The sequence below is a fragment of the Pantoea eucrina genome, from assembly GCF_020079945.1.
GTDB classification, from domain to species: domain Bacteria; phylum Pseudomonadota; class Gammaproteobacteria; order Enterobacterales; family Enterobacteriaceae; genus Pantoea; species Pantoea eucrina.
Genome location: NZ_CP083450.1, coordinates 146,823 through 160,803 on the forward strand (window position 1 = coordinate 146,823; position 13,981 = coordinate 160,803).

Annotated in this window: 12 protein-coding genes; 6 read left to right on the plus strand and 6 right to left on the minus strand. The window is 54.5% G+C overall.

The window, feature by feature from the left end; genetic code table 11:
* Positions 1-71: 71 nt before the first annotated feature.
* From LAC65_RS17210 to LAC65_RS17225, 4 genes are all read right to left on the minus strand, one after another.
* On the minus strand, positions 72-1,307 hold the full coding sequence (locus tag LAC65_RS17210) for an MFS transporter (protein WP_040113513.1): 1,236 nt from the start codon (positions 1,305-1,307) through the stop codon (positions 72-74).
* Between the two features lie 84 nt (positions 1,308-1,391).
* Positions 1,392-3,746 carry a GNAT family N-acetyltransferase gene (locus tag LAC65_RS17215; protein ID WP_040113514.1) on the minus strand — a complete coding sequence of 785 codons (2,355 nt, stop codon included), beginning with the start codon at positions 3,744-3,746 and terminating at the stop codon, positions 1,392-1,394.
* Position 3,747: 1 nt separating this feature from the next.
* Complete coding sequence (locus LAC65_RS17220) at positions 3,748-5,040, minus strand: lysine N(6)-hydroxylase/L-ornithine N(5)-oxygenase family protein (protein WP_040113515.1); 1,293 nt, start codon at positions 5,038-5,040, stop codon at positions 3,748-3,750.
* 10 nt (positions 5,041-5,050) lie between these two features.
* Positions 5,051-6,604 (minus strand): pyridoxal phosphate-dependent decarboxylase family protein, encoded by a 1,554-nt coding sequence (locus LAC65_RS17225; protein ID WP_040113516.1) that lies wholly within the window; start codon positions 6,602-6,604, stop codon positions 5,051-5,053.
* 606 nt (positions 6,605-7,210) lie between these two features.
* On the opposite strand from LAC65_RS17225, the gene cspE reads away from it, so the two are divergent.
* On the plus strand, positions 7,211-7,423 hold the full coding sequence (gene cspE, locus LAC65_RS17230; protein ID WP_040113517.1) for a transcription antiterminator/RNA stability regulator CspE: 213 nt from the start codon (positions 7,211-7,213) through the stop codon (positions 7,421-7,423).
* A gap of 262 nt (positions 7,424-7,685) precedes the next feature.
* Here the strand turns inward: cspE and yajD are convergent, their stop codons facing one another.
* Complete coding sequence (gene yajD, locus LAC65_RS17235; protein ID WP_040113518.1) at positions 7,686-8,033, minus strand: HNH nuclease YajD; 348 nt, start codon at positions 8,031-8,033, stop codon at positions 7,686-7,688.
* A 112-nt stretch (positions 8,034-8,145) separates the two neighbouring features.
* Here yajD and LAC65_RS17240 point away from each other — a divergent pair.
* The 5 genes from LAC65_RS17240 to yfiB all read left to right on the plus strand — a co-directional run bounded on the left by LAC65_RS17240 (position 8,146) and on the right by yfiB (position 12,913).
* Positions 8,146-8,843, plus strand: a protein-coding gene (locus LAC65_RS17240; protein WP_223429336.1) for an IS1 family transposase whose coding sequence is annotated in 2 segments (ribosomal slippage) — positions 8,146-8,395 and positions 8,395-8,843 — 699 coding nt in all. Because the reading frame shifts where the segments join, the coding sequence is not laid out codon by codon here.
* Positions 8,844-8,924: 81 nt separating this feature from the next.
* Positions 8,925-10,538, plus strand: a complete 1,614-nt coding sequence (locus LAC65_RS17245; protein WP_040113529.1) for a hypothetical protein — start codon at positions 8,925-8,927, stop codon at positions 10,536-10,538.
* A gap of 212 nt (positions 10,539-10,750) precedes the next feature.
* Positions 10,751-11,230: a regulatory sequestration protein YfiR gene (gene yfiR / locus LAC65_RS17250; RefSeq protein WP_158530711.1), complete on the plus strand. Its 480-nt coding sequence runs from the start codon at positions 10,751-10,753 to the stop codon at positions 11,228-11,230.
* A gap of 1 nt (position 11,231) precedes the next feature.
* Positions 11,232-12,446 (plus strand): diguanylate cyclase DgcN/YfiN, encoded by a 1,215-nt coding sequence (gene dgcN, locus LAC65_RS17255; RefSeq protein ID WP_040113532.1) that lies wholly within the window; start codon positions 11,232-11,234, stop codon positions 12,444-12,446.
* A gap of 17 nt (positions 12,447-12,463) precedes the next feature.
* Positions 12,464-12,913, plus strand: a complete 450-nt coding sequence (yfiB, locus tag LAC65_RS17260; RefSeq protein WP_040113887.1) for an outer membrane lipoprotein YfiB — start codon at positions 12,464-12,466, stop codon at positions 12,911-12,913.
* Here the strand turns inward: yfiB and LAC65_RS17265 are convergent.
* Entirely contained in the window at positions 12,900-13,877 is a 978-nt protein-coding gene (locus tag LAC65_RS17265) for a UV damage endonuclease UvsE (protein ID WP_040113534.1), read from the minus strand. The genes yfiB and LAC65_RS17265 overlap by 14 nt on opposite strands.
* Positions 13,878-13,981: the final 104 nt, after the last annotated feature.

Consider the following 13,981-nt stretch of genomic DNA (forward strand, 5'->3'; position numbering starts at 1 on the left):
TCTGCCGGAAACCGGTTAAAAAGTGGGGGAATGGCTGAAAAGCGAGCCGCAGCTCGCTTTAGATAAATGCGTCAGGCCTGCTGCAGCGCGGGCTGCCGCCGCCGGTTTTCACGCAGAAATGCGCGGATCAGCCCCAGCCAGAGCAATCCGCAGGTCAGATTAATCAGGCTAAAGCCGGTACTGTAAAAGCTGAAATAGGCGTATTTTGCCGCTTCAATGCCGAGTGCAAAAATCAGAATTGTTACCATACCCACCATCGCTGCCACGCTGCCCTTGCCCGCCTGGCTGGAAAAAAGCGTCATACGATAGAGTCCGGCATTAACCAGTCCGGTGCCAAAACCGTAAAGGCTGAGGCCGGCGGTCAGCCACAGATAGCTGTGCCGATCGGCTATGGTCGCGACTGCCGCCAGCGCAAGACCGGCTACCACCGGCCAGGCTCCCAGCTGCAGCGGTCGCTGGATCGGCAGCCGGCTGCTGAGGCGCCCCAGCGTCAGGTTACCGGCGATCATCGCCAGAAACACCGGCAGCTGCAGCAGCGCATACTCCATACGGCTCAGGCCGGCATCGTGCATCAGAATAACCGGCGACAGCGCTACCCAGGCGAGGCAGGGAATGGTCACCAGGCCGATTGCCAGCGAGCCGCGCATAACCTGGCGATCGCGCAGCAGCTGCCAGTAACCCCTGCCCAGCGCGCCGGGTGAGATCGAGCGCGTACGATCCCCTGCGGTTTCCGGCATAGTGCACCACAGGCCCAGCAGGGCCAGCGCCGTCACGCCGCCGAAGAGCCAGAACAGGGTGCGCCAGTCGCTTATAGTCAGAAAAGCGGCCCCGGCCAGCGGCCCGGCCAGCGGAGCCAGCAGCGCGACGTTTGCCATCAGCGCCATGATCTTCACGCTCAGCGCTTCACTGAACGCCTCCTGAATAGCGGCGTAGCCTACAGAGCCGATAAAGCACAGGCTGACTCCCTGCAGAAAGCGCAGCAGTACGAACTGCTCAATGCTCTGCACCCAGTGAGTGGCAATGCAGGTCAGCATAAAAAAAGCGACGCCGCTAAGCAGCACCGGACGCCGCCCGATGCGATCGGAAAGCGGCCCCAGCAGCCACTGCAGCATCATACCGCCGATCAGATAGGCGGTTAGCGAAGCGGAAACCCACTCAGGTCCGGCACCAAACTCCTCAGTGACCAGCAGCATGCCGGGCTGGATCATGTCATGCGCGATATAGGTGGCGAATTCAAACAGTACCAGCGAGAGCGGAAAAATTATGCGGCGGCGCGTGAGCTGCGACACCGGTTCATACAGGGCCATTACCGATCCTTACCCGTTGCAGAATGATAAAAAACGCGGTTGCCGGAGCAACCGCGTCACAGATGTCAGCCAGCGAACGCCTTATCAGCGCCAGCGGGCAATCGGGTTATCCAGCGTACCGGCAAACTTGAGATTTTCCGCCGGGTCGGTGAGGTTAATCATCTGCTGATTATTCGCCAGCTGCAGCCGGTTAAGGCAGGAGCGGGTAAACGCCGGGGTAAACATATCAAAGCGTGCAAATTTAGCTGCCAGCTGCGGATGCGCCTGCTGATACTCTTTCACGCACTGCGCTACCGCCTGCCAGAACTGAGCCTGCGACAGCGTACCGGCGTCGTGCAGAATGGCGCTGATAAAGCGGAAAATGCAGTCGAATACGTCGGTAAAAATCGACAGTAACTTGAGATCGTCCGGCACATCCACTGCCAGTCGGCTCACTTTTTCCGGCAGTTGCGCGTCCGGATCCATGACGGCAATCTCTTCACCAATATCTTTCATGTAGGCGCTGACCGGCACATTGTTCTCCAGCAGCACGATCAGGTTTTCGCCGTGGGGCATAAACACTAAATCGTGCTGGTAGAAGCAGTGCAGCAGCGGGCTGAGATAGCAGTTCAGATAGCGCGCCACCCACTCTTTTGCCGGCAGGCCTGAGTCAGCGATCAGCGCTGGTAACAGCGCCTGCTGGTGGTGATCAACATGCAGGAGTGCGGCCATCGTCATCAGGCGCTGACCCGGCTGCAGGCGGGCTGCCGGATTATCCCGCCACAGCGCAGCAAACATCTTTTTATAGGCGGAATCGCCGCTGATAGCCTGCTCGTAGTAACGGTTGTGATAGCCCACCGCCGCAACCTCCCGCAAAATACGGAAATCACAGCGCTGCAGCCACGCATCCCTGCTGACCAGCTGTTCCAGCCACTCGTTAATCGCGGGCGTGGTCGCCATATAATAGGGTGAGAGACCGCGCATAAAGCCCATGTTAAGCACCGACAGCGCGGTTTTGACGTAGCGCTTCGCGGGCTGACTGCGGTTAAAGAAGGTGCGGATCGATTGCTGCGCCTGATAGCGATCGTCGCCCTCGCCGAGCCAGACGATATCCTGCTGAGCAATATCGGCCGCGAATACCGTCAGCAGTTTGTTTTGCCACTGCCACGGATGCACCGGCATCAGGATATACTCATCCGCATTCAGCCCGCGCGCGCTCAGCTGCTCTGTAAACCGCGCCAGAGTCTCCGCGCCCAGCTCATCACGCATCAGCTGCTCATAACTCAGCGTACTCAGACTGGAAAAATGGGCGTTGCGCTGATGTACCGCAACCCAGATAAGCTGGACCGGTGCGGCGGCCTCTGGCGCAAAAGCGAGATAATCGCGGGCGTCAAAACCAATGCGGCCATTATTGGCGACAAAACAGGGGTGCCCCTCGGTCATTGCCGCCTCAATGGTCTGGAAATCAGCGTGCACCAGAGCCTGCGCATCCGGATTCTGCTTCTGCAGCTTATAGACGCTGCTGCTGAGCGTGCTGCTGATCTCTTCCATATAGGTTGCCAGCAGCGCCTGCGGAATGCCGATTTGCTGATTAAACTCCACGATAAACTGCAGCGCATCCAGCGTCAGCGGCCGGCCATTTTCCTGCTTCAGCAGTGACGCGGCGTCAATATTCCAGTGGTCCAGCGCCAGACGTTCTGCGCGGAACTGATAATGTGCTTCGCCGCCCGGTACGGCCAGCGTATAGCAGCCTGCGCCGTTTTCAACGGGCGTAACCAGCTTTTCGTGGGCAAACTCGCTTATCGCTTTGCGGATCAGCATCCGGTTTGCCTGTGCCCAGTTATCGCCCGTAAGGTGGGATCCTGTCAGCAGCGCAGAGGGTGTGTTCATGGTCAAAATATCCTGCTCCAGAGCCTGTTGATAATCTTCCCGCTGGCAAAACGCCAGCCAGGCGGTTTTATGCCCGAGATCGAGCGTGTGCTGATAGCGAAAGCCGGCCCGTTTATTCAGCCGGTGAATTTTCTCATTGCGTACGTCAGGCTCCACCACCACGCGTCCGACCTGCGGCAGACTGAACAGGTATCCCATGGCAACGGTAAAGACCTGCCAGCTGAACTGCGGAATGGGTGTGCTGGCGGGCGCAATCAGAATATGCATCCCGTAATCATCGGGCGCGGCCGGATAGAACCGTCCGATTTCATCCTCGGTGGCGCGGTAGCACTCCATCAGAAACACCGGCTGCCCTTCACAGCAGCCAATCAGGGCGGCGTGGGGATTATTTGCGGTCAGCCCGTGATAAAAAGCGGCGACCTGCTCCAGGGTGTCGTTCTGCATGCCCCAGAAGCGGGCGTAGTCGCGCGTTACCCAGCTGTGGATCAGTGCGGCATCGGCGGCCTGCATCGGGCGCAGGCTAAAGGTGCCTGCCGGTCGCTGAACGCGGTAAATCATCTCTGTGCTCATGTCAGCGCTCCGTCTGTGCCGGGAAAGTCTGAAACGCGATCTGCCGCTCTACCGGATAAACTTCGCGTCCGGTAATTTCGCGTAAAATAACGGAGTTGCGATAGCAGGCCATGCCGAGATCCGGCGTCACAAAACCGTGCGTATGCAGCTCTGCGTTTTGCACAAAGATTTGATTGTGATGATCGATGCTGTAATTACGCTGCACATCGTAGCGCCCCTGCTCGTCCCAGCGCAGCCGCTGACTGATGCCTTCGATAAACATCGGCGGACGGTAGTGATAGCCGGTTGCCATCACCAGCCCTTCGGTACGACGGGTAAAGGCGCACTCCTGCTCCTGCTGCCAGAGCGAGAGTTCAAACTCCCCTGCCGGCAGCCAGCGCAGATCGGTCAGCGCTGAGTGTGTGAAGAGATTGACGTCGAGCGGGCCGTCGAGCTGTTTGACGTACATCAGATCATAAATATCGTTGATCAGGCTGCTGTTGATACCTTTATAGAGATTCTTGTGGTCTGCATTCAGCCGGTCGCGCTTCGCCGGCGGCAGCGCATGAAAATAGTCCACCCACTCCGGTGAGGTCATCTCCAGCGTCAGCTTGGTGTACTCCAGCGGATAGAAGCGCGGCGCACGGGTGATCCAGTTCAGCTGATAATCAAACCGGTCGATATCGCTGAGCAGGTCATAGTAAATTTCAGCCGCGCTCTGACCGCTGCCCAGCACGGTGACAGACCGCTTCTGCTGCAGCTCTGCTTTGTTTTTCAGATAGTCGCTGGAGTGCGTAATACGCTGACGATGCGGCTGACTGCACTCCGGGAGCCAGGCCACCGGACCGGTGCCGAGGATCAGATGACGCGTCAGCCACTCTTCGGTCGCGCCGCTCTGATTATTCACCGCCTGAACGCGATAAACCGCCCGCTCCGCATCATAACTTACGTACTCAACGTGACGGTTCCAGCGCAGGTTACTGAGGCGCTCGCAGGCCCACTGGCAATACTGGTTATACTCTTTACGCATCAGGAAAAAATCTTCCCGGATGTAGAATGAGTAGAGTTTTCCTTTCTCTTTCATGTAATTCAGCAGGCTGTAAGGGCTGGTGGGGTCAGCCAGCGTCACCAGGTCGGCCATAAACGGCGTCTGCAGGTGTGCGCTTTCCAGCATCATGCCGGTGTGCCAGTCAAAACCCGCATTCTGATCGAGAAATACGCCGTTGAGTCCCTCTACCGGTTCGCTGAGACAGGCCAGTCCAAGGTTGAACGGGCCGATACCGATGCCTATAAAATCGTAAACGGTGTTATTCATAACAGAGTTCTCACTGATTTGCCGCGTGGAGCGCGGTCGTGCGCAGCTGTTCGCGCCCGTAATGCGCAACCAGGTTAATCACCTCTTCCAGATCTGCCGCGGTGGTGGCAGGATTTAACAGGGTGAATTTCAGATACTGCCGGCCGTCGACTTTCGTGCCTGCCACAATTGCATTGCCGGAACGGAACAGCGCTTTACGGATCGCAGCGTTGATATCGTCTAGCTGCGGGCCGCTGAGCGACTGGCGCGGCACAAAGCGGAAGATTTGCGTGGTGAGTTCTGGTGCGTGCAGCACCTCGATTGCCGGATGCGCGCGCAGCAGCTGATGCGCACGCTGTGCAAGGTCAATCAGCGAGTCAAACGCTTCACCCAGCGCGGCCGGGCCCATGACGCGCAGCGTCAGCCACATCTTCAGTGCATCAAAGCGACGCGTGGTCTGAATACTTTTGTTGACCAGGTTTGGCGTCCCTTCCTGCTGCGCGCTCAGTGGATTGAGGTAGTCAGCATGGTGCGTAACATGTTTCAGATGGTCTTTGTTACGGACAAAGAACGCCCCGCAGCTTACCGTCTGGAAGAACGATTTGTGGTAATCAACGGTGACTGAGTCTGCCTGTTCAATACCGCGCAGACGCTGGCGGTGCTGTTCTGAAACCAGCAGACCACAGCCATAGGCGGCATCAACGTGCATCCATAATCCATTGCGCTGACACAGCGCGGCGATCTTTTCCAGCGGATCGATGCTGCCAAAATCGGTGGTGCCGCTGGTTGCTACCACCGCAATCGGGATCAGCCCCTCTTCGCGGCAGCGCTGGATTTCGTGCTCCAGCATACCCGCATCCATACGGTAATCGGCATCATGGTCAACCGGCACAACGGCATCGTAGCCCAGGCCGAGGATCGCCATCGATTTCTGGATACTGAAATGACTCAATTTAGACGTGAATACGCGCCACTTACCGGCGGTTTCAGGCAGACCGCGATATTTGATCAGATGCCCCGGATAATGCGCCTCGCACCAGCTGTCGCGAGCCAGCAGCATCGCCATCAGGTTTGACTGCGTGCCACCACTGGTGAAAATACCATCCGCGGCGGCGGGCAGGCCGATACGCTCCAGCGTCCAGTCGATAACTTTTTGCTCAATCAGCGTACCGCCGGCGCTCTGGTCCCAGGTATCGACAGAACTGTTGACGGCGGCCATCACCTGCTCTGCCATCAACGACGGCAGGACGACCGGGCAATTCAGATGCGCAACATATTTAGGATGGTGAAACCAGACCGCATCGCGCAGATAGAGCTGAGACAGCTCGGCCAGTGCAGCTTCGTTATTGCCCAGCGGAGAATTAAGATCCACACTGCGGAACTCGTCTGCCAGCTCGTGCGGCAGAATACCGCTAAACGGCTTTTCTACGCCCTGCACCGTCTGGGTCAGCAGCTTAAGCACCTCCTGCGTCTGTCCGGCCCAGGCGTCAAGTTGACGTTCGTTAAAAAGCCAGCTCTCCGGCTCGCCTGACTGTGGCTCAGAGGTTACGATTGGTAATGATTGCGCAGATGAACGTGTAAACATAATCCTTTCCTGTTACTGAAACTCTTCAAATCCTGCTGACAAATAAGACAACAGGTGTCATAGGCTCTGTTGCTTCTGCAAAAAACCAAAAAACAATAAGTTATAAAAATCATCAACGTACGCCATTGAACGGCATACATGTGCAAAACAGCATTAGTCAGCCTTAAAATTTGAATGCGATTATAAATGATAATTATTATCATTCAATAGGGTAATTTCAGTAAATTTTACATCAACGTTTCTGAAGGATGATTTTGTGATCTTTGTCACAATTCCACTTAAGGCACGGGAAAATATCCTTTCACTGTGTGGTTTTACGCCTCACAGATGATCAACGGGATGCAAAACGTTGCACAGGGCTTATCTGAAGGAGGCATTAAAGAGGATGTAATATAAGTGTTGCTAAACCGGAACAGGTGTGGCTTAATAGCGTCATCGGTTTGGAATACAGACCTTATGAAGCAGTTTTAGTAAAGCAGTCCTCAGTTCAAGTGTTATCCACAGATACCCCTTCTTCATGAGCCTCCTCCTAAGTGCCCAATAAGTAACGCTCTGATACAGGCCACCATCGCCATAGTTTATGGCTCATCAATTAAGGAAGTATCTATGTCTAACAAAATGACTGGTTTAGTAAAATGGTTCAACGCAGATAAAGGTTTCGGCTTTATCACTCCTGAAGATGGCAGCAAAGACGTGTTCGTACACTTCTCTGCAATCCAGAGTGACAGCTTTAAAACCCTGGACGAAGGCCAGAAGGTCTCTTTCACCATCGAGAATGGTGCTAAAGGTCCGGCTGCTGGTAACGTTACCGCACTGTAATCTGCGCTGACAATCGGCAGCGCTTACGATAGCGATGAAGACAGTAGTCTGAGCAGTTAAATGCTGCTGATAAAAAAACCCGCCTTGTGCGGGTTTTTTTGTGCGCGTAACCGGACTAAAAAGATCCCGACACCCGGCTGGGCGTATCGGGCAGGCACAAGCGCCAGTGAAATTCGCGACTTAGAAAAGTACGCAAACGCACTATAACACAGCTTACCCGCCGTCTCGCTTTACTTAGCTGTAAATGTATGTGGCAGCGCTGCTACTTCTTCTTGCTGATAAGCGATTTCAGATCGGCAAACGGGTTATATGTCGCGGTACCAACCTCATCCTGTGCATCCTCTCCTGCCACCACTCGCGTACCATACTGATCGGCTTCGGTATATTTTGAGTGTTCATGATCGTGGCAGTAGAGGCAAAGCAGCTCCCAGTTGCTGCCATCTTCCGGGTTATTGGTATGATCGTGATCGATATGGTGTACCGTCAGCTCGCGCAGGTTTGAGTAAACGAACTCGCGCGCACAGCGCCCGCACACCCATGGATAAATTTTAAGTGCTTTCTCACGGTAGCCGCTCTCCAGCCGCGAGTAGTTTTTCGGAATAACTGCCATTAATGTATGCCTGTACTTAGCGTGATTATTTCAACGATCAGCAGGCTAGCCCGATTGGGTGATGCTGCCAACTTACTGATTTAGTGTATGATGGTGTTTTTGAGGTGCTCCCGTGGCTTCTGTTTCTATCAGCTGTCCCTCCTGTTCAGCTACTGACGGGGTGGTGCGTAACGGCAAAAGCACTGCCGGACATCAGCGCTATCTCTGCTCTCACTGCCGTAAAACATGGCAACTGCAGTTCACTTACACCGCTTCTCAACCCGGTACGCACCAGAAAATCATTGATATGGCCATGAATGGTGTTGGATGCCGGGCAACCGCCCGCATTATGGGCGTTGGCCTCAACACGATTTTACGTCACTTAAAAAACTCAGGCCGCAGTCGGTAACCTCGCGCATACAGCCGGGCAGTGATGTGATTGTCTGCGCTGAAATGGACGAACAGTGGGGCTACGTCGGTGCTAAATCACGTCAGCGCTGGCTGTTTTACGCGTATGACAGGATACGGAGGACGGTTGTGGCGCACGTCTTCGGTGAACGCACTCTGGCCACACTGGAGCGTCTTCTGAGCCTGCTGTCGGCCTTTGAGGTCGTGGTATGGATGACGGATGGCTGGCCGCTGTATGAATCCCGCCTGAAGGGAAAGCTGCACGTAATCAGCAAGCGTTACACTCAGCGAATTGAGCGGCATAACCTGAATCTGAGACAACATCTGGCAAGGCTGGGACGGAAGTCACTGTCGTTCTCAAAATCGGTGGAGCTGCATGACAAGGTCATCGGGCATTATCTGAACATAAAACACTATCAGTAAGTTGGAGTCATTACCGATGAAGCCGTTAATTTATTTAACGCCGGTGGAACACCAGATTTCAGACGAAATAGCTATGAAGAATTGTGCAGCTTCAGAATCACGCTCGATCAGCGAGCGCGTCTTCTGCGCGAGCATAAAAAACTCCCGGCAACCGACTCTCTTTTAACTGAAGATAAGCATATCAATTTTCGCAAGCTGAAATTGGATAACATATATATTCCCAAAGATATGTTCGAAAAGGCTGATTTTAGCTACAGCTCACTTGGGAAACGAGATATTACAGGGCATAATCTTTCTTGGGCCATATTTAAAAATAGTTCAATGCAGCTTGATTTTTCCAGACTCTCTGACGAAGAGAGAGATATCGATTTATTCTTTAATCATCATAATAACCCAGAAGGAACGCCATTAACGGCATTACAGAGTATCGATAATCGCTTTGCTGATTTTAAAAAACAGCTGGCGCGAGAAATTATCAATGAGTTATCGCGTCAGGATATCACTTTGCAACAGCTGATTAGCACAGCCATACCGATACTTGAGGTTTTTGGCAAAGAACCTTTCTGTTCAGATCCCAGTATCAGGCAATGGCACGACAGGCTGACGGAAGAGTGGTTTTATTCTAATAGACATATCTCAGGCAGCAATCTGAACCTCTTATCTCATGCAACAATTGAAAATTTCCTTCGCCTTATAACGCATGACTCATCTTTATTGTCGCAAAAAAATGCATTATTTCATCAAATAATTGATCTTACAGTTTCTGAGAACCATGAAAATTCCAGTATTGCCGCTCGCGCTCAGGAAAGCTATGACCGCTATCTTCAGAGCAGAGAAGTTACGCCTTATACGCGCTTTGAACACTTCAGCCGCACCAGTGCCCTCTCTGAACCTACACAAGTTAATCTGCAGGGGAGTGATGCGGTAAATCTCGTGTTGATGCCTGCGAATCCAGGCGGCCCGGTTCTGTTAATGAGTCTTGATACCATGCGCGGCATGTTGAGGCCCGATCCGCTGAACCCCGTCTGGAACCATTTTTATCAAATGGATACGCCGCAAAACTGCTTAAAAATGGTTGAAATGAACCCGGAAAACCTGTTTCGCCGCAACTTTCCTCAGTTTCTTACTCCATTTCTGGCAGAACAGCAGAAAAATACGTTAAGCAAATTGCTGGACCTGCTCAAACTGGGAAAGTTCCGTAAAGCTTTTGACAACGCAACCGAAGCAAAGTCCTCAACTGAAAAAATGATCGATAAAGCCACCGAATTTAAGCTGGAAGCGCACTTTCGCCCTATGCTGTACCCTGACGAGTACTGGAGTCAACTGACGCAACAACATGCGCGGGCAGTTACAGAAGCTTATGGGATAGCAGATGCATCGCCGCGAAACAAAGCAGAGTATTTTCTCTGCATATCTGCAGTATTTACGCGCCTCTCTTCCAGTTTTTACTTTGGAACAGAAACAGAATCGCCTTTGCCACTGCGCGCCTACGCTCATGCTTTAATGCTTCAGGCGGCAAAATTTGACCCAACAATTTTTGACTCGCCTTCTTTGCTTATCAAGTGGCAGAATCAATTTCAGGGAAGTAACGGATTACTTGAATGCACGGCGGCTTTGTCCCAGGGCATGTTTGACTATTTGAACAGAGTCTGTCCGCAAACCCTGGCCGCGGTTCGCCCGCTGGCGTGGAGTTAACGTCGCGGCTCGCACAACCTGTGGCTACAAATGAGCGGTGGCAATAGACCGGTTTAAAAGCTTCATCCCGTACTGGTTACGCATTTCATGGCGTAAATGGTACTATCCCGGCTTTACTGACCAGGAAGAGTGCCATGCAGATAAAAGGATTTCCTGCCCCGTATTCAAAAGGATCCTGCCTTTGGCTGTGCTGCGCACTGCCTGCGCTGCTGGTGCTGCTTAGCTGGCCGATGGCATACGCCGCTGAGCATACTGCCGCTGACAATCGCGCTAACCGCATTGTCAGCGGTATCCTGAGTTTTACCCGCTGGCCACCTCCGGTGCAGGTGCCGCAGCTCTGCATCCTGGCCTCCGCCCGACACCTCACGCTTTCATCAGCCGACGCGCCGCCTGCCACGCCGTTCAGCGTCGTGCGCGCTGACAGCGCTGGCAGGTTATCCGCGCTGCACTGCGACGCGGTCTATTTCGGCACGGAAACTCCGGCTCAGCAGCACGCTGCTCTGGCAGCAATGCCTGATAAAGCGGTGCTCAGCATGGCGGAAAATAACCCTGACTGCGCAACCGGCGCCACTTTCTGTATGATTTTTGGTGAGGAACGTACCCGTTTTTCGGTGAATCTCGATTCACTGGCACGCAGCGGCGTCAAAGTCAGTCCCGATGTGCTGATGCTGTCGCGTAAAGAGAACCAATAAGATGAAATTTTTACTGAGAAAACGTCAGGGTTCATCACTGCGCGGTCGCCTGCGCCGCATCAGCACCATAAATGCGGCGGTGATCCTGCTGCTGTGCTGGCTGCTGATGACCTCGACCTCTCTCTACTTTATTAAGCGTTACGAAAACCGCAATCTGGCGCTGACGGCAACCACGCTGAGCACCAGTCTTACTGCGGCAACGGTATTTGAAGACAGCTATGATGCGCACAGTAAGATTGCCATGCTGGGTGACAAAGAGATGTTTGCGTCGGCGCAGCTGGTCACCGCCAGCCATACCGTACTGGTTGACTGGGTCAACCGCCGCGAGCACAACGGCTTCTATGAAAAACAGCTGCGGCAGTGGATCTACGCCAGTCCGGTCACTGTTGATATACAGCACGCGGGTACCCGGGCCGGCAGCCTGACGCTGGCCGGAACGGTGAATGGCGCCAGCGAGTTTATCCACTACTCCATCCTGATCCTGACCTGCGGCATGCTATGCGTGCTGGTGATCTCTTTTATGCTGAGCGAGTTTCTCCATCGCGGCATTCTGCTCTCCATGCGCACTATCACGCGCGCCATTCACTATGTGATCCGCACCGGTGATTTTACCCAGCGCGTGCCGCCTGAGCCGATCAATGAGTTTCAGCTGCTCTCCAGCGATCTGAACGCGCTGCTGAGTGAGATGCAGACGCTGAAAGCATCGCTGCTGCGTGATAACCGTTCGCTGGCAGAAAAAGCGCTGACCGACCCGCTTACCGGTCTGGCGAACCGTTCTGCTTTTGTGGCGCGGCTGGCGCAATTGCTCGATCGTCCGTTAACGCCGCCGCGCTTTGCGCTGCTGTTTCTGGATGGTGACCGCTTTAAATGCATTAACGACAGCTGGGGACACGCTGCCGGGGATGAAGTGCTGAAAGCCACCGCTGAACGCCTGGCTGGCCTGATCTCAGAGGGCGATCTGGTTGCACGCATGGGGGGCGATGAGTTCGCAATGGTCCTGACCAGCCGCACCACCCCTGCCCGGCTGCAGGAACTTCGGGATGCCATACAGCATGCGGTACGCCAGCCTATCGCGCTCAGTGAAGACCGCACTATTACCACCTCAGTCACCATCGGCTACGCCTGGGCGCAGTCTGGCGACAGCGTGGCCTCACTGCTGGAGCGGGCAGATTTGCATATGTATAAAAACAAAAAACTGAATAAGGATCGGCTGTGAAAATCTATGGTTGCCTGATGGCGCTGATACTCACCTGCGCGGGCTGCCAGTCCGGCGGCTTTACCCGTGCCCAGGTTGCAGCGCTGCAGCAGGAGGGCTTTAGTCAGAACAGCGAAGGCTGGGGGCTGGGATTACCCAACCGCATCCTGTTTGGCATTAATGAGTCAGACCTTACCGCGGCCAGTAAACAGCGCATCGCCTCCACGGCAAGCCTGCTGGCAGCCACCGGCATTACGCATCTGCGTATCGACGGTCACACCGATAACTACGGCGAAGCGGGCTATAATCAGCAGCTTTCACTTAAACGCGCCAATGCCGTCGCGCAGCAGTGGGCCGCCGGCAGCGGCGTCCCGCGCGCGAATATTGTGACGCGCGGGCTGGGTATGCGGGTGCCGGTTGCCAGCAACAGTACCTCGCAGGGGCGTGCGCAGAACCGCCGCGTCGCTATTGTGATCACGGCGCCGTAGCGTGACCACCGCGCTCCAGCGCATAGAAATAGAGCCGGTCGCGGGCGAGGTTTTTCATTTTGACTTCGCACATGATATCGAACCGGTCAAACGAGAGCGCCCAGTCGTTTAGCGTCTGATTAAAGAAGTAGTCCGAATGCGCGCGCAGCTTCATTTTGGAGGCTGCCAGTGCGTTCTGATCGGGAAAACCGCTATCGGGGATCAATCCTTCCTGCGCAATCGAGTAGTGCAGCACCGGACGCACGCCGCGCCAGGAGTCGATAATCTGTGCAATCCGGCCATCGTCAGGTTTGATAAAGGCATTCTCTTTTACCCAGTGATGGTGAATATCCAGCACCACCGCGCACAGCTCGCGCGCCTGAAGCACATCATCCAGCGCGCAGGAAACCTCATCATTCTCTACCGTGAGCATATTACGCGCCTCAGGGCTGAGCTGCATAAACGCATCGCGAAAACCAGCAAACCCCTTTTTGCCGTTCATATGGATATTGATTTTAAAATCCTGAAAACGCTGTCCATAGCCCATCAGAACGGCACAGGTGGCATGATATTCAACATCCTCAATTGCACGCTCCACCACCCCCTCATTATCAGACGCCAGCACGGTATATTGTCCGGGATGAAACGAGAGCCGAATATTGCTGGCGCGCGCCAGTTCGCCACAGCGGGCAAAGAGCGGCGCCAGCTCCGGCATCGCCTCGCGGTAGAGTGGCGTAGCCTGCGGAACGGTATAGAGCGGCAGCAGATCGCTGCCGATACGCATCATGCGCAGTGCATCAGGCAGCGTGGCGAGCTGTTCCAGCAGAGCATAAAGATTGGTGAGGTTAGTACGGGCCAGCCCAATTAGCAGCGTGGCGGCCGCATCACCCTGCATGCCCAGAAAGCGGGTACGGGTGGTGCTTTTGAATGGAAAAGGCTGCTTCGCCTCATGATCGAAATACTTACACGCAAAACCCAGTTTCATAGAATTCCCCTTAACAGCAGCTAGTGAGTCTAGCTCTCAGACAGGAATGCGCGAGGCGGAGAGAAAAGAAAACGGGCAGCTGCATGGTCGCAGCTGCCCGGAGG